At 58.3% G+C, this 16322-nt stretch carries 11 protein-coding genes; 5 read left to right on the top strand and 6 right to left on the bottom strand.

All coding sequences use genetic code 11. The features are described 5' to 3' along the window. Positions 1-109: 109 nt before the first annotated feature. A complete protein-coding gene (locus ACYU7Z_RS01720; protein WP_460566955.1) occupies positions 110-2467 on the bottom strand; it encodes a S8 family peptidase in 2358 nt (785 codons plus the stop codon). 508 nt (positions 2468-2975) lie between these two features. On the opposite strand from ACYU7Z_RS01720, the gene ACYU7Z_RS01715 reads away from it, so the two are divergent. Then, positions 2976-3797, top strand: a complete 822-nt coding sequence (locus tag ACYU7Z_RS01715) for a zinc metalloprotease (protein ID WP_460566954.1) — start codon at positions 2976-2978, stop codon at positions 3795-3797. 227 nt (positions 3798-4024) lie between these two features. Continuing rightward, complete coding sequence (locus ACYU7Z_RS01710; protein ID WP_460566953.1) at positions 4025-4846, top strand: zinc metalloprotease; 822 nt, start codon at positions 4025-4027, stop codon at positions 4844-4846. A gap of 97 nt (positions 4847-4943) precedes the next feature. Here ACYU7Z_RS01710 and ACYU7Z_RS01705 read toward each other — a convergent pair whose 3' ends face one another. After that, complete coding sequence (locus ACYU7Z_RS01705) at positions 4944-5876, bottom strand: class I SAM-dependent methyltransferase (RefSeq protein WP_460566952.1); 933 nt, start codon at positions 5874-5876, stop codon at positions 4944-4946. A 26-nt stretch (positions 5877-5902) separates the two neighbouring features. Here ACYU7Z_RS01705 and ACYU7Z_RS01700 point away from each other — a divergent pair, with 26 nt between their 5' ends. After that, positions 5903-7330, top strand: a complete 1428-nt coding sequence (locus ACYU7Z_RS01700) for an exonuclease domain-containing protein (protein ID WP_460566951.1) — start codon at positions 5903-5905, stop codon at positions 7328-7330. A gap of 231 nt (positions 7331-7561) precedes the next feature. After that, positions 7562-8359, top strand: a complete 798-nt coding sequence (locus ACYU7Z_RS01695) for a M57 family metalloprotease (RefSeq protein ID WP_460566950.1) — start codon at positions 7562-7564, stop codon at positions 8357-8359. A gap of 82 nt (positions 8360-8441) precedes the next feature. On the opposite strand, the gene ACYU7Z_RS01690 is transcribed toward ACYU7Z_RS01695, so the two are convergent. After that, positions 8442-8876: an acyl-CoA thioesterase gene (locus ACYU7Z_RS01690; RefSeq protein ID WP_460566949.1), complete on the bottom strand. Its 435-nt coding sequence runs from the start codon at positions 8874-8876 to the stop codon at positions 8442-8444. Between the two features lie 83 nt (positions 8877-8959). On the opposite strand from ACYU7Z_RS01690, the gene ACYU7Z_RS01685 reads away from it, so the two are divergent. Beyond that, the gene (locus ACYU7Z_RS01685; RefSeq protein WP_460566948.1) at positions 8960-9655 is read left to right on the top strand and encodes an FKBP-type peptidyl-prolyl cis-trans isomerase; all 696 of its coding nucleotides are present in this window, start codon (positions 8960-8962) and stop codon (positions 9653-9655) included. Positions 9656-9725: 70 nt separating this feature from the next. Here ACYU7Z_RS01685 and ACYU7Z_RS01680 read toward each other — a convergent pair whose 3' ends face one another. The 3 genes from ACYU7Z_RS01680 to ACYU7Z_RS01670 all read right to left on the bottom strand — a co-directional run bounded on the left by ACYU7Z_RS01680 (position 9726) and on the right by ACYU7Z_RS01670 (position 16257). Then, positions 9726-11330: a T9SS type A sorting domain-containing protein gene (locus ACYU7Z_RS01680; protein WP_460566947.1), complete on the bottom strand. Its 1605-nt coding sequence runs from the start codon at positions 11328-11330 to the stop codon at positions 9726-9728. Between the two features lie 329 nt (positions 11331-11659). Next, positions 11660-12352, bottom strand: a complete 693-nt coding sequence (gene cmk / locus ACYU7Z_RS01675) for a (d)CMP kinase (protein ID WP_460566946.1) — start codon at positions 12350-12352, stop codon at positions 11660-11662. A gap of 89 nt (positions 12353-12441) precedes the next feature. After that, the gene (locus tag ACYU7Z_RS01670; RefSeq protein WP_460566945.1) at positions 12442-16257 is read right to left on the bottom strand and encodes a M4 family metallopeptidase; all 3816 of its coding nucleotides are present in this window, start codon (positions 16255-16257) and stop codon (positions 12442-12444) included. Positions 16258-16322 lie beyond the last annotated feature (65 nt).

The raw sequence follows: 16322 nt of genomic DNA, 5'->3' as shown, positions 1-16322 counted from the left end.
CTTTCACGAAAAGTCATTCAGACAAATAAAAAAATGTCCCGCCTCGGCGGGACATTTTCTATTTGCTGGAGACCATGGGCGCCTGCATTCGTTGCTGTAGTGTGCCCGATCAATAGACGACCAGCTTCCGTGTATCTACAACTCCTGCCTCACTGGTAAAGCGAACGAGGTACAAGCCTGCGGGCAGCGTCGGCAGCGGCACCGGGCTGGCGAGCCCGTTCACCGATTGCTGGTACAGCACCCGACCACTCACATCGGTGATCAGCACCTGGTAGCGTCCCGGCTCATTGCTGTAGATCGTTACCGGACGCCCACCCGTTACCGGGTTGGGGAACAGCAGCACCGGGAGGCCCGGGAAATAATAAACCGCAACGGGATCCGTATTCACCAGCGCGCCGCTTGCCAGGCGCAGCTGCAGGCGGTACCAGTTGATGCCCTCGTGAAGTCCGCTGTCGGCAAGCACGAAGTTGGTGCCTGTGAGCGTCGTGAGCGTCTGGCGGGTTACGTATTGGCCTCCTTCGAGCCGCTGGAGGAAGAGCGCGCTGGCGCCTGCCGATGTGCCAAGCGTCGCGGAGAAGGTGACAACGCTGCCCGACTGGTTGAGCAGGTAAAAGCTCCGGAAATAGCATTCAACACCCTGCGCGTCGTATTTGAGCGTGTAGCTGCGAACACCCTCCTTGCCCCCAACCAGCGGCGCAACGGCGTAATAAAGCGACGGATGATCGGCCCTGCGCAGCAACGCAAAGGTATCCGTAGAACTACTGAAGGCGCCGAGGTACCGGTCGCCGAGCTCGTAGAGCCGGTAGTTGCCGGGAGGCACTGCATTCCAAAGCAACAGGAACGAATCGGTACAGTTGAAGCCGGTACTTATCTCGAGGCGGCGGCTGATGGTCGTTTCGTCGGACACCACATCGCCGGAAGCATCGCGAAAGCGGAAGCGGATGAGCCCCGTTGTATCGGGCGCCTGCCAGGTATAAAATAAGGAGGCGGGCGCTACCGCATTGCCGATCGGCTGCCAGCTGCCGCCGTTGAGGCTCCACTCAAGCGTGCCCGCGGCGCTGCGGTTCGACAGCCAGCGAAGCACGGTGCGACTCCCGGCAAGAACCGGGTCGCTGCCCGTCGGGTAGGTCCAGCGGAAGCGGGCGGCCGTATCGAACTGCCAGGCCAGCGCGTAGGGTTGCCGCCCGGTAACGCGGCTCCCCTGCACCCGGATCGTATAGGTGCCGGCGGCCGGGTTGTCGATGGTAACCTGCTCCTGGTTGTTGAGTGTATCAACGGCACGCTGCGCCGGCGCCGCGAGTGCAGCCGCCGTAGCTGCCGTATTGAGCACCCAGGGCAGGTAGCTTTGGGCGGCATTGTCGGTAACCTGCAGGTCGAGGTCATTGAGAAGCGCCTTCGAAGCAGCAGGTGCGGCCGGAAGATCGGTCCAGGCAAGCAATACCCGAAGCCTCGCCGTGTTGGCCGGCACGACAACATTTATTGTTTGTTGCGCGCCCTGGCTCAGCGAATCGATCCGGAAGCGGTCTTCTTCCAGCGTCGTCAGCGCCTCCCAGGCGTTGAGACGGCCGTAACCGAACACGTAATCTACCTGGGGTGCGCCCGCATCTTCGGCCGAATTGAGCAGCACCGCGCGCAGCAGCGACGCCGGGGGTAAAGCAGCAAAGCGACGCCGGTAGGACTGCTGCAGCACCAGTGCGGTACCCGACACGAGCGCTGCCGCACCGGAAGAACCGTCCTGCCCGAAGGCCGTCAGCTCCGGCTTCACACGGCCATCGTTCGCCGGCCCGCGCGAGCTCAACGTTTCGGCTACGCCCAGCGAGTCGGTGGCACCAACCACGAGCACGTTCTTCGCGCACTTGAAATTACCGGTGAGGTTGGCCCAGCCGGCAAGCCCCGCATAGCGTCCGGAAGGAGCTGCCGACGCGCCGGAATTTCCGGAAGAAAACATCAGGCAAAGCGTCGGGTTATTGCGGGCAAGGCTGTCGTAGGCCGCAGCCTCGGGGCCGTAATTGCTTTCGACCTGCGTGCCGAAGGAATGATTCTGCACACTGATGCCGTACCTGCGGTAAAAAGAATCCGGCTCGGGGAAAAGAGAAGCAAAGCTCGTCGATGTAAGCAATGCTGCTGGCGCCACCCCGAGCGAATAGGGAGAGCTGTTGCCCCCGCCGGCAATGATCGTCGCCATGATCGAAGCGTGCGATGTGGAAGTTGTTGCCGCACGTCCGCTCGCGAAGACGCGCCCCTTTAGGTCGATATCCGACGTATCGAAAGCCTGCTCTTTCACCGACACCCGCAGCGAGTCGCCGCGAAGCGCCGGGTAACGATCCTGCAAGAGGTTGACGCGGTTCAAGGAGCGGTCGAGAAAGCCGGTCGTAAGCTCTTCGCGGGGTGGCGAAACAACCACAGGTTGCGCCCAGGTGCTGAGCGATCCGAAAAGGGACAAGAAAAGCAGCGCGAGTCGGTTCATAGGATCGTTTTGAACTCCTCTAAGGTCTGGCTTTTACCGAATGCGCCATGGCCGGGCTTGCGAAAAACCGGCTCTGCCGAATAAATAAGCATTTGACCGAAAGTGCCGGTAAGTGGAAACCCGGGCTTCTTACCTTGATGCCTCAACCAAAACTCCCCAAGCGATTCTCATGATTAGTCTTTTCCAGGGCTGGCCTCCCCACGCCTATTACGACAGTAAATACGGCATTCATAATGCTGGCTTGGTTGCAGTCAATACCTGCTGGCATTTCCATCACGATTGCTATGCAGCGCTGAGCTACGGTTCCTGAGCTAAAGGCAAACTCTTATCTTGTTTAAGCATTGTTTTCAGAGCGTTTCCCTTTTTTACACTTACTGCCAAAAAATTCTTTTGGAGCGCTAAACTTAAATGCAACCGTGTTTAAATTATCGTGAAGAAATTGTTAAGCCTGTGTAGGTAAATTGGAATCTCTCTTAACCCAAACCCTTTTTTTAAAACCCACACACACATGAAGAAAATCAGTACGTCCCTCCTGATCGCAGCGATCGCCTCCGTCAGCCTGTTTTCGTGTAAGAAAGAAGCTAAAGAAACCAGCTCGGTTTCAACAGAAGTTCTGAACCAGATTCAGCGCCTCGGCTTCAGCACCGACAATGTGCAGCGTACAGCTAAAGGCTACCTCGTTGAAGGAGACATCAACCTGACCGATGCTCAACTGGCTTCTACCCCCACCTCTCCCAACCTGATCATTGCCCAGGAAGAGCAGTACCGCACCTTCAACCTGGTAAGTGCTTCGAAGCACCCGGTGATCAAGATCGCCCTGAGCAACAGCTCGGCTCCGCATGAGGCTGCATTTTCGGCATCCCTGGATGAGGCTATCCGCCGCTACAATGCCGAAAACCTCACGGTTACCTTCCAGCGTGTAACCACCGGTGCCGACATCACCGTTGTTGCCTTCTATGAAGTGAGCAACACCCTCGGCTCTTCAGGCTTCCCCACGAGCACCGGCGACCCGTACAACGAGGTTAAGATGAACACCTATTGGTATAACACTGGCACCGACGCTACCAACACGAACTACATTGCTACCATCATGGAGCATGAGGTGGGCCATTGCATTGGCTTCCGCCATACCGACTACATGAACCGTGCGTACAGCTGCGGTGGTCGTAAGAGCAACGAAGGCCAGGCTACAACTGGTGTTGGCGCCGTTCTGATCCCCGGCACTCCCTCTGCTGCCGATCCGAATTCGTTCATGCTTGCGTGCATCGGCTCGAACGTGAACCGCTATTTCAACGCGAATGACAAGATTGCACTTGCCTACCTGTATTAATACAGCAGCATTTGATGCACATGAGACAAAGCGCCGCCCTTTCGGGCGGCGTTTTTGTTTCAGGCCGGCACATCGTATTTATACGGTCAACTGCAAGCCTTGCCCCGCGTGGTTTTGCGCATTTTTTCCGCAGGCTAAACTTAAGTGCAACATTGCTGCGCAAATGAGTTTGCATAACTCTTTTCTCTTGCTTATACTTGAATATATTTTTCACCCAAAACACACACATGAAACGATTCGCTTGGACGCTGGCCATCGCCGGCATCGCCGCCATCGGCATTTCCTCCTGTAAGAAGAACAGCAAAGAGACAGTTGCATCGGGAGTTTCCCAAGAAGCACTGTCGCAGATCCGCGCACTGGGCTTCAGCACCCAGAATGTGCAGCAGGTGCCGGAAGGCTACCTCGTAGAGGGCGATATCATCCTCACGCAAGCTGATCTGGCGCAGCGCCCTTCGTCGCCCGAACTGATCTACGCCCAGGAAGAGCACTACCGCACCAACAACCTGGTGAACACCGGCTCCTACCCTACGATCAAGGTTGCGCTGAACAACAGCTCCTCGCAGCACCAGGCCGCCTTCTCCGCCGCGCTTGACGAGGCCATCCGCCGCTACAACGCGGAAAACCTCACGGTCAAATTCCAGCGCGTGACGTCCGGCGCCAACACTACGGTGGTTGCCTACTACGAAGTGAGCAACACGCTCGGCTCCTCGGGCTTCCCTTCGAATTCGGGCGCTCCGTACAGCCAGGTAAAGATGAACACCTACTGGTACAGCACCGGCACCGGCAGCACCAACATCAACTACATCGCTACGATCATGGCGCATGAGCTTGGTCACTGCATCGGCTTCCGCCACACCGACTACATGAACCGCGCCTACAGCTGCGGTGGTACTGCGGTAAACGAAGGCGCATCGACCGTCGGCGCTGTATACATCCCGGGCACGCCTTCCGGCCCGAGCGCCAGCTCCTGGATGCTCGCCTGCGTAGGCAGCAACCAGAACCGTCCGTTCACATCGGCCGACCGTACCGCGCTGAACTACGTGTACTAGGATTTACTCCCGGTACCGTCATCTTACAGCGAAAGCCGCTGCCTTCGGGCAGCGGCTTTTTCGTTCACCCTGGAGGCGGTTACAAGGCCCGCAGGGCTCACTTATCTTTTTCGATGCGAAAGCAGTAGCGCTGCAGCTTGCCGGCAAAGTCGAAGGGCGTCGTCGACCTGGTGATGTCGCGGATCGATGTGGCCGAAACCCTGGCCGCATCCAGTTCGAAGCGTGTATAGTTGGTGCTGAAGAAAAGCGTTCCGCCCGGGCGCAGCAGCCGCAGCGCACCATTGATCATTGCTACGTGATCGCGCTGCACGTCGAGAATATCGTCCATCCGCTTGCTGTTGCTGAAGGTCGGTGGGTCGAGCACTACGAGGTCGTAGGCCGGGTCGGTAGCGTCGAGGAGGAAGCGGAGTGCGTCGGCGTGGATGCTCCGGTGCCGGTCGCCGGCATCCGGAAAGTTGAGCGCCACGTTGCGGTCGGTCCAGGACAGGTAGGTACGCGACAGATCAACCGAGTGCACGCTCCGGGCGCCGCCGGCTAGCCCGTAAACCGAAAAGGAGCCGGTGTAGCAGAAAAGGTTGAGCAGGTCCTTATCCTGCGCCAGGTCGCGAACCATTCCACGCGTAATGCGGTGATCAAGAAAAAGCCCCGTATCGAGGTAGTCGGTCAGGTTGACAAGAAACGAAAGTCCGCTTTCCGATACGACGAATTCATGCCGCTGCTCGTCGAGCTTCTGGTACTGACCCTGCCGCCCCTCCTTGCGTTGGCGCAGCTTTACGTGGATGTGATCGGGGGGAACTCCGGTCACTTCCGACATAACCACGATACAGTCCGCCAGCCAGGCCTCGTGCTCTTCTTCCGACAGGTTGTGCCGGCGCTTGTATTCCGACACATAGAGCCGGTCGCCATAGCGCTCGATAATGAACGGTGCCTCGGGAAGGTCGTGGTCGTAGATGCGGAAACAGCTGATCCCCTGCCGCGCGGCCTGCTTGCCCAGGTGCCGGTATACCTTCTCGAGCCGGTTGCGGAACATTAAAAGTTTGCCAAAGGGTTGCTGCATTGCTAAATTTTTTAGACCTTCGTTGGCCTGCTCAAAGCGGCAAAAGTACTGAAGTGGAGTTCGCAATTGTGGATATAGAGACGACCGGCGGCTACGCTGCCGGCAACGGGATCACGGAGATCTCGATACAGGTATTCGACGGCCGCCGGCTTGTTGACCGCTACGAAACCCTTGTGAACCCCGGGCAGACCATCCCGCGGTATATCCAGGGCTTCACCGGTATCGACAACGAGATGGTTCGAAATGCACCCTTCTTTGAAGACGTTGCCGCCGACGTGCACCGGTACCTTGAGGGCCGTGTCTTCGTAGCCCACAATGTGAACTTCGATTACTCCTTTGTAAAAAGTCACCTGGCGCATTGCGGCTTTGTGCTCAACAGCAAGAAGCTTTGCACGGTGCGCCTCGCCCGGCAGATATTTCCCGGGCATCCCTCCTACAGCCTCGGCAACATTTGTCATTCGCTGGGCATCGAGCTGACCAACCGCCACCGCGCGGGCGGTGATGCTGCGGCGACCGTGGAGCTGTTCACCCGCCTCCTGGAAGCCGATGAAAAGGGCGTTATCGAGAAGAGCCTAAAGAAAACATCCAAGGAGCAGACGCTGCCCCCGCACGTGCCGAAAGAGGATTTCCTGGCGCTTCCCTCCTGCCCCGGCGTTTACTACTTCCACGATAACAAGGGCAAAGTGGTGTATGTCGGCAAGGCCAAGAACATCAAGAGCCGCGTCAACAGCCATTTCAGCAACAACTCCGACAGCCGCCAGAAGCAGAACTTCCTCCGATCGGTATACCGCATCACCTTCCAGCCCACCGCAACCGAGCTGATGGCAGCCATCCTCGAATCCACCGAGATCAAGCGGCTGTGGCCGGCATTCAACCAGGCCCAGAAAAAGCCGGAGGATGTGTTCGGGATCTTTATGTATGAAGACCAGGCCGGTTACCTGCGCCTTGCCATCGACAAGCGCCGGCGCAATACCAACCCGATCTATACCTTCCATTACCTTATCGACGGCCAGGGTGCGATCCGCCGCCTGCTGCGCGAATTCAGCCTTTGCCCGAAGCTTTGCTTCCTGCAAAGCGACCCCGGGCCCTGCCAGGGCGTTGCCGACGCCTACTGTGGTGGCGCCTGCGAGAAGCGGGAGGATGCGCAACCCTACAACGAGCGCGTGCGCGAAGCCATTGCCGCCCTGACGCGGCGGCCTTCCTATGTCGTGCTCGACAGGGGCATGAACGAGGAGGAAAGCTCCTGTATTCTCGTGGAGCGGGGCGACTTTTTCGGCATGGGCTACCTCCCGCGCGACCTCGGGTCGCTTCGCCCGGAAGTCGTCAAGGAGTACATCCAGCCTTATAAGGATAACAGTACGATCCGGACGCTGCTCAACAGCTATATCGTGCACAACCCCGAACAGGTGCATCACCTGGAAGACTAGAAAAATTCCCTATTTATTCAGGCAGAATAACCCGGCAGGACCCTACTGCAGAGCGGACCGTATTTATACAGGTCCCGTAAAAATGTTAACGAGATGCAAATGCAGCTCTGCCGTGGCTTCGCGCAATCTTAGGCATCGTTCCATTCACCGTACAAACAGCCTCAGTGGTCGATAACGGGCACCTCCCTCCGGACATGAAAAGTATCTTCGGAATACTAAATCGCTAACCAAATGTCAAAGGCCCTTTTAACGAAACCGTCCGTCCTCGCCATCGCTGCTTTCCTGTCCTTCGCCGCAACTTCCTGCAAAAAGTCTGATGTCGCCGCCCCGGCAGCTGAAACCACGACTGCAGCCAGTGAGACGGTTGCCGCCTCCGAAGTGAATGACCTCACCGAGTTCATCCGCAGCAGCACGGGCGAAACCAATGTGACCTACAACGCCGCCACCCGGAGCTTCATTATCGACAACGATGCGGCAATGAGTCTGGAGGAAGCCCGCGCCCACAAGGCCGGCCGTACAGAAGGCGCCCAGACCGAGCACCGCAAAAGCTACTACACCGTAACCCGCAGCAAAGCCAATGTGATCAAGGTTTACGCCGACGCCACCGTTCCTGCCGTATGGCTCAGCGCCCTCGACCGCGCGATCGCCAACTGGAATGCTTCCGGCAGCTACCTTCATATGACCCGCGTAACGACCTATGCCACCGGGATGCTGAAAGTGACCGGTGTCAACAACGGCGCTACCGGAGTGATCGCCACCACCTACTACCCCGATTACAGCGGCAACGTAGGCAAGAGCTGCACCATCAATACGAATTATAACTATCTCACTTCGGGCCAGCAAACCTTTGCCATCACCCACGAGCTGGGTCATGCATTTGGTTTCGGCCACACCAACAGCACTTACGGCACCCTGGTTCCGGGCACGCCCAACAGCGATGCGAGCTCGATCATGAACTCGGTATGCCTCTCGTGGAGTGCGTTCACGACGTACGACCTGCTTGCTATCCGTACCGTGTATCCCCGTTAAGGTTTTTTTGCCAAACACACCTACCAGCCTGCTTATTTGAGCGGGCTTTTTTTTGCTCCCGTTGCGACGGCAGGCTGCGTGCTTACTGCCATTCGAAATCGTCGGCCTTCGGCATGTTCTCGAAGATGTGGTGAACGGTTTCGGGTGGCGTGCACAGCTTCCGCTGGTTCACATCCATCCAGGCCCCGTCGACCACGAGTGTGGCGGCCAGCGTGTCGCCGTTCTTTTTGATCTCGTGGCGGAAGCTCCAGCGCGAGAAGTCGCGGCGGCCGCGCCAGAGCGCGAGGTTGATAGTGACAACATCGCCGGAGCGGATCTCGCGGCGGAAGGTGCATTCCTCGCGAAACAGGATAGGCCCGATACCCAGCTGCTGCATCATCTTCGCATCGAGCCCGTGCTCGTTGAGAAACTCCACGCGGCAATAGGCGCCCCAATCGTAATACACCGAATGACGCAGGTGAAAATTCGGGTCGAGGTCTGACCAGCGGATCTGGAGAATGCGTTCGAATGCAGCCATAGGGAGAATTGAATTTGCTAAATTAGGGCTTCGCTCCCGCTACACCGGCCGAAGCCCTTATTTTTGCCCCTCAAACCGAACGCATGAAAAAAGTTCTCCTCGCCACGGCCCTGCTCGCTACCGCAGCGGTACACGCGCAAAAGAAGCCCGCCGCGAAGCCTGCTGCAAAGGCCAGCGCACCTGTCCTGAAAAATCTCAACGACTCGCTGTCGTACGCTTTCGGCCTCTACGCCGCAGGTATGGCCCAGCAAAGCGACTGGAAGATCAACCCGGCGCTCCTGTCGAAGGCAGTGATGGACGCGCAAGGCAACAAAACGACATTGATCAATAAAGACCAGGCGGAATTCTTCCTCTACCAGCAACAGCAGGCAGGCCGCGCCAAGGCGAACATGGAAGCCGGCAAGCGCTTTCTTGCCCAGAATAAGAACAAGCCCGGCATCAAGACGACGGCTTCGGGTCTCCAATACGAAGTAATTACCGAAGGCACCGGACCCAAACCGACGGCCCAGGATACGGTTTCGGCCAACTACCGCGGCACCCTCCTCGATGGCAAGGAATTCGATGCGTCCTCGCGTCACGGCGGGCCCATATCCTTCCCCCTCAACCAGGTGATCAAGGGCTGGACCGAAGGACTGCAGCTGATGCACGTCGGCTCCAAGTACCGCTTCTTCATTCCGCAGGAACTCGGCTACGGTGTATACGGCGCCGGCCAGGACATCCCCGGTGGATCCACGCTCATCTTCGAAGTGGAGCTCGTCGACGTCAAGAAGAAGATGTAACCCGACCGAATAAAATGTAAAAGGGACGATCCGCAGATCGCCCCTTTTTTTTGTTCATAGGGATATTAGGTTATTGCCCGCTGACAACGAGCCGTGCGGTTTGCTGTGTGCCGTCGGCCGCGTCGGTTACGCGAACCGTGTAGACGCCCGGTGCCAGGTTGCTGAGCTGCAGGCTTTGCGAGCTGCTGCCGATCCACTGCTTCACGGTACGGCCGGCCATATCGCTTACCTGAACGTCACGGACCCTGTCGGCTGTCGCAAACTGGATGGTAGCCGCCGAGCGCGCCGGATTGGGGAAGACAAGCAACTGCGCGATGGAGCCGTCGCCCCGCGTGCTGCGGACATCGCTGTAGCGGATGCGGCCGTCGATGTCCACCTGTTGCAGGCGGTACTGGCTGATGCCGCGGAAGTTGTTCAGATCGCTGAAGGAGTAGCTCAATACATTGGTGCTGTTGCCACCGGCAGCCTTGGTCTGTACAAAGGCGACGTTGGCCCAGCTACCGTTGCCAAGCTGACGCTGGATGAAGAAACCGCGGTTGTTCATCTCCGTGAGTGTGCTCCAGCGAAGCGACACCGTCGCCCCACTGCGCTGCAGGCTGAACGATTGCAGCGTGACGGGAAGAATGATCGCTGCCGGGCAGTTGAGCGCCGAGATCAGATCCTGGCAGAAGCCGGCCCCATCGATCATGATCAGGAAGTCTTCCTGTCCGCGGGTATGCGCCACCGTCTGAGGGCTGTTCAGGTTTGCCTGCTGCAGGTACCTCGTGTTGATCAGCACGTCGCCGTCGTCGAGGAACTGCGAGCCGTTGGCGTCGAAGTACACACGCACCGTTGCCGGGAACGACCGGCTGTCGCCTGCGGTCAGTGAAAAACCGATTGTGCTGTCGCTGACGCACTGCGGTGCCAGTTGGAATGCCTGCAGATCTGTGGGGCAGCCGCCACCCGTGACATCATTGGGAGCGTTGGGCGTTTGCTCGGCAGGGGCGGACGATTTGCCCCAGCCGCCGATCGCATTGCGGTAGTAGCCATTGTTCGTGCCGGCTTCCGAGTTGACGTGGCCAAAGAGTGCCGCGTTTTCGCTGTTGATATTGGCAAAGTTATACTGCAGGGGGCCGCAGGTGCCGCCGCTTGCATTCAACTGGCCAAGCCCCGTGATGAAATCGGGCACCGTGTTGTTGGGCCAGGAGCCCAGGAAGGCATCTGCCAGCGCGCTTCCCTTGAACAGGAAAACGGCATACAGGCTGCCACCGCCACCGGCACCGCCATTCGAAGACAGGAAGATGTCGGTGTAGGACGCGCCACTGTTATTCAGCGTAAGCGCGCCGCCTTGAAAAACGTAGCGGTTGATGTGCGCGGCATTCCAGGAGAAGTCGGCATGGCTGATGCCGCCCTGGTAGTTGAAATTGGGCGCCTGCGAAGAGGCCGTGATGGTACCGCGCGGCGCGAGCGCCACATTCGGAAATGTCACGACATAGAGCCCACGCTGGCTACCCTCGCGGAAATAGGTTACGAGGTAGTAACAGCCGGTATTCTCAGTACCCGGACTGCTGTTGACGACCTCGAAATATTCCTGCTGGTTGTTGCCGGGGCGAACATAAAGCTCGCTGAGCTGGAGTTGGGCAAAGGAGAAGACGGAGCACAGGATGCCCGCGAAAAAGAGTAAAGACTTTTTCATGTAGGATGTTTTTCAGGTTAGCTAAAAAGGGTTTGTTCCGGATTCAGGGGGTACGGAATCACTGGTCGTGCAGCAGAAGACGGCACAGCTCAATGCGGATTCGCATTCAAAGGGTAGGAAACGGGTCTCCCCGGTAGGAAGATCGAGGGCCGAAGTAGCCCGGGTTCTTTTTGCGGATGGTGTCGGCGCAGGTTAGGGCGCGTTGATATAATCGGAGGTCAGGTAACTATAATGTACGGAAAAGGATGCCAAAAACAAAAAGCCCTTCCCGTAGTTCTACGGAAGGGCTTCGCAACTTATTTTGTAGAAATCGCTACGCGAAATCGGCGTCAGCTTTCGGAGACATTGCGTACCGCTGTTTCGACGAGCTGCAATGCCTGGCGGAACTGCTCGGCCTCCGTGAGGTGTGTATTGTCGAGCACAACGGCGTCCTCTGCCTGTCGCAGCGGGCTTACCTCGCGATGCGAATCGATGTAGTCGCGCATCTCGAGATTAGCCTTTACTTCCTCGAGCGTTACGTTTGGATTTTTGTTGTAGAGCTCGCGGAAGCGGCGCTCCACGCGAACGGCGTTGTCGGCCGTCATAAAGATCTTCAGTTCGGCGCTGGGAAACACAACGGTGCCAATATCCCGGCCGTCCATGATAATTCCTTTCTGCAGACCCATTTGTTGCTGCTGGGCAACTGCGAAGGACCGCACCTCCTTGATGGCCGCCACATCGCTTACCTTCTCGGCTACCACCAGGTCGCGGATCACGTATTCAACGTTCTCGCCGTTGAGGAAGATCTCCGACTGTCCCGTCTTTTCGTTGGGAACGAATTCGAGCGAAATGTTCTCCAGGGCCTGCGCTACTTCGCTGCTGTCGGTCCAGTCGACGTGGTTGCGCAGGAAATAAAGCGTTATCGCCCGGTACATCGCGCCGCTATCGACGTAAATGTAACCAAGGCGGTGCGCAAGTTGCTTGGCCAGCGTGCTTTTGCCGCAGGAGGACCAGCCGTCGATCGTAACGATTATCTTCTTCATGGGAACGGGGCAAATTTGAGCAAGATGCGGCGAACGAACAAAAAAAAGGCGGCTGCCCGGGGGCAGCCGCCTTGCTTTCCGCTTATTGCTTAGTTGCGAAAGTAGTTCTGGCTGTAGAGGAGCTGTCCTTTTTCGTCGTGTACCAGGAGGCGGTAATTGCCGCTGCTGAGCGCGTCGACGTTCAAACGGATGCTGTTGCTGCCCTTGGCGGCGGATACTTCCTGCGTCGAAAGCACCTGTCCCACGGCGTTGCGTAGTTCAAGCAACAGCTTGCCGCCCTGCGGTGCCTTGATACCCAGGTAAGCAGCCCCGCGGCCGGGGTTCGGGTAAACCGGCTCAAAACTCCAGCCTTCTGCTAGGGTCGGTTGCGAAGCCGGGGCATCGGTACGGGTGATCACAGTCCCCGTCGCGCCTTTGGCTCCGATCGTGTAGAAAGCACCAAGGTAATAGCTGAAGGTCGCTGTGTAGGTAGCACCCACACCCGGGAGCGCGTTGTACACAGGCACATATTTGCGGGTGTTGGACGAAGTAGCTGTCGTATACGACAACGCGTTGACCTGGAATACTAGGAACTTGTCGCGCGTGAGACCCGTGGCCGCCTCAAGCGCTGCCAGCTGGGCATCTGTATAGAACAGCGTCACCGTGGTCGACACAACCGGCTCCAGTGCGGGGCTCACTCGCAACAGCTTGTCGGAGACGCGGTAGGTGCCGGTGCCATCGCTGTACAGGCCAAAGGTGCCCGAGCCGGCCTTCGCCACCTTTGCATCGGTACAGCCAAAGGTTTTCGTAGCACTGTTGTTCTTGAGGCGGGCAAGCACCTGGCCATCCTGCACACTGTATACGTACACATCTGCCCCGGGGGCCAGTTTCTCCGAACCATTGTGATCGAGGTCATTCTCGATCTGCCGCGGCGTGCCGGTCACCAGGAGATTATCCACGGTGACGCTCACGGGTCCGCCGGCATTGCCGTCGTTGTTCCAGCGCAGGGCCAGGTAGAACTGCTTGTTCGACAGCGAGGCAGGAAGCGTCACGTCGTAGGTGCCGCTGCTGGGCTGCACCGAAGCGAGCTGGCGGTAGCCTTCCCCATTGAGCTCGGTAAAGTTGACGCCATCGAGCGAGTAGGCGACCGACATGTAGTCAAACACAGGCAGGCGCTCGATATCAGGATTCGTCGGATCTACGCTTTGCACATCCACTTCGCCCTGCACCGTGTAATCGAATTTGAGCTTCACAACACCAAGACCGCGGGCATCGATCTGCGGCATCCGCAGCAGGGTTCGGCTCTCGCTGTTGTTGTTGTAGGTACCGGATGGGAATACGGTATTGGTCACGCCTTCCTTACCCGTGATCGCCAGCTGGTTGTTGAAGATGCCCCACTGGTTCTTGCCGGTAGCCAACGGATCACCGTTGGTTTCGGGTATTTCGAGTGTTTCCTGCCAGCCGCTCAATTCGCTGAATCCATCGGCCCGCGTGAAGCTCTCGCTCAGCAGCGTTTTCGCGCCCGTGCCGATCACCGGCTCTGCATCATCGTCCAGAATGGTAACAACATAGCTACGGTTCACCGGGCTGGTTATGGCCTTGGATAAAGAAATGCTGAAGTTGATCGTCTCATCACCCTCGATGATCGCATCGTTGAAGATGCGCACAACGAACACCTGCTTTTGCACCGAGCTCGTGCTGTTGGTAAACTTGAGGGTGTTGACCGTCCAATCGAGGTTATAGGTAGCGGTGCCGCTGTAGTTGAGGTAGAGTGTATAGCCGGCAGGAACGAGCACGGGAAGCTCGATGCTGCGTTCGGCGTTGCAACCGGACTGTGGTGTCGATTCCAGCACAACCTGGCCCGGCTGGTATACGAATCCATAGGTTACCGTGCAGGGCGCCTGGAAGGCATTACCCACGCCCACGGCGTACCAGGCGTTGCTGACGCTGGCAACCAGTGCGCTGCAGGGATCACCGGTGATATCGGTAGCCACCTGGATCGATACGTCGTGTGCCTCCGCATACGTGGCGTTGGACGTCAGCATGGTTTCGGTGAGGAACGTCACCTGCTCCGACTGATCGAAGCCCACGCCGTTAACGCGGTAGCTGTGACCGAGGTCGTTCAGCTCGTCGTCGGAGTCGGCGCGGTAGTACCAGTTGGCGCTGAGACCTGCCGGGCGCGTACCATTGAGCGAGCCGGCCGTCAGCAGGAAGAACCAGTGATTGAGCACGCCGCTGTTGGTATGCACGCCGCATTCGTCGTTGGCGAGCGTTGGTGTACATACCGGGTTGACCCAGTTGTCGCCACCGTAGGTATCGGGGTTGCCCTGGGCCTTCGGATTGTCCATGCGGCGCAGGGGCGCATCGCTGTTGGCGCCGATCTGCTCGCCAATGTAGAAGGGACGATAAGCGCCGCTGGGCACGGTGCTGCCGGAGCGCACCATTGCAAAATGCTCGATGCATGCCGCCCAGATATCGCTGAGTGCTTCATTCATCGCACCCGATTCAGCAGCATACACCAGGTCGGCGGTCGACGAGCAAACGCCATGACCGATCTCGTGCCCGCAAACATCAAGCGACGTCAAAGCCTTGAATCCGGTTGCGGTGGGCCCTGAGCCGTCGCCATAGGTCATCACGCTGCCGTTCCAGAACGCGTTATCATAGGCAGGCCCGTAGTGGATAAAGCTTTTGATCTTGCTGTTATTTCCATCGAAGCTGAGGCGGTTGTGCTTCGCAAGCCAGTAGTCGTACACCACTTCAGCACCCCAGTGCGCATCCCAGGCGATGTCGTCGTTCTCGGCCTCGAAAGCGCCGTCCTGGTTGCTGCCGCTTCGCTTGTGCTCCGCGAGTGTCCAGTTATTGTCCTGGTCGGTGAAGCTCTTTCCCTGCAGGTAAAGGCTCGGCACCGAAATCGGAAGGCCGCCCGCGCCGTTGAGATCGTAGGTTTCGATACCGCCACCGCGCGTATCGTCGATCAGTGCGTAGGTGCTCCCACCCGGCACGTAAAGCGGCTCGGACGCAGGATGGCTGCTCAGGAGCGGAAGGCCCGAATTCGGATCGTTACCGCTGATCTGCTTCGTCTGGATCACCTGTGTGCCCGCATAGCGCGTCTGTACCGAGGTACTCACGGAAGAAGGCGGATTGGGCGTCCGTCCCTCCTCTCCGATATGCTTGATGATCTTATCGACCAGCAAGGTGTGGCCGTCCTGCGCGTCGATATAGATCCAGGCGCGAAAGAGCAGCTCTGCGGCATATACGTTGAACTTCCACGCTAAGCGCGGTTGCGCCTTGCCGTTAGTAGAGAAGTCATTCACGATAACGAGCTCGCCTCCGGGCTGCACCGAGGCCAGCTCCGACTGGAGTGCCGCACGCTCGCGGCTGTCGCGGGTTCGCTGCAGTTGCTCCTCGATGACTTCCCAGGCAAACCTGCGGCCGCCCGAGAGCTGCTTGGCGCGGCTCAGCGCTGCGTCGCGGGCAAGGCCAGGCTGCAGGGCGAGACCTTCGGGCACCTGGTACCAGGAGCCGTTGAAAAAGCGCACAAGGCCGTCGCGCAGCATCGCCTTGAAGCCCGAGCGGTCTACCTTAACGCCCCGGTAATACTGGGCAAACTCCACAACCTCGAAGCGACCGCGGGCGGCTACCGTGCGTACCGGCTGCAGCGCGTCGACGCCGCTGCGCACGCCGAGGTACTCCGACAGGGCAGCTTGCGCTTCGCCCCGCTTTATACCTTGTTGCGGCTTCAGCACGATCATCGACGGACTCTGCCGTTGCTCGTTGAAGCGGAAATCCTTGACCCGCGTATCTTGCTCGATCCGCTTGCGGCTCTCTTCAAAAGCTCGCTGGTCCTGTTGGGAAAATACCAGTTGTGGGAGGGCCAGGGACAGCAATAGCGCTGCACCCCGAAGTGTGTGTAGAACAGGTTTCATACGCAAAGGGCGATTTATGGGTGTGTAGAAAAAGCAAGGGCAGGACGATAGGTTGCGCGGCCGGG

It is taken from the genome of Flaviaestuariibacter terrae, from assembly GCF_054777635.1.
Note: the sequence above shows the minus strand (reverse complement) of the source record. Positions and strands in the feature narration are given on the sequence as shown.

Coding starts and splice junctions, on each gene's coding strand:
- ACYU7Z_RS01710 (WP_460566953.1), top strand. CDS start 4,025: ATGAAACGATTCGCTTGGACGCTGGCCATCGCCGGCATCGCCGCCATC.
- ACYU7Z_RS01670 (WP_460566945.1), bottom strand. CDS start 16,257: ATGAAACCTGTTCTACACACACTTCGGGGTGCAGCGCTATTGCTGTCC.
- ACYU7Z_RS01705 (WP_460566952.1), bottom strand. CDS start 5,876: ATGTTCCGCAACCGGCTCGAGAAGGTATACCGGCACCTGGGCAAGCAG.
- ACYU7Z_RS01685 (WP_460566948.1), top strand. CDS start 8,960: ATGAAAAAAGTTCTCCTCGCCACGGCCCTGCTCGCTACCGCAGCGGTA.
- ACYU7Z_RS01695 (WP_460566950.1), top strand. CDS start 7,562: ATGTCAAAGGCCCTTTTAACGAAACCGTCCGTCCTCGCCATCGCTGCT.
- ACYU7Z_RS01680 (WP_460566947.1), bottom strand. CDS start 11,330: ATGAAAAAGTCTTTACTCTTTTTCGCGGGCATCCTGTGCTCCGTCTTC.
- ACYU7Z_RS01690 (WP_460566949.1), bottom strand. CDS start 8,876: ATGGCTGCATTCGAACGCATTCTCCAGATCCGCTGGTCAGACCTCGAC.
- ACYU7Z_RS01720 (WP_460566955.1), bottom strand. CDS start 2,467: ATGAACCGACTCGCGCTGCTTTTCTTGTCCCTTTTCGGATCGCTCAGC.
- cmk (WP_460566946.1), bottom strand. CDS start 12,352: ATGAAGAAGATAATCGTTACGATCGACGGCTGGTCCTCCTGCGGCAAA.
- ACYU7Z_RS01715 (WP_460566954.1), top strand. CDS start 2,976: ATGAAGAAAATCAGTACGTCCCTCCTGATCGCAGCGATCGCCTCCGTC.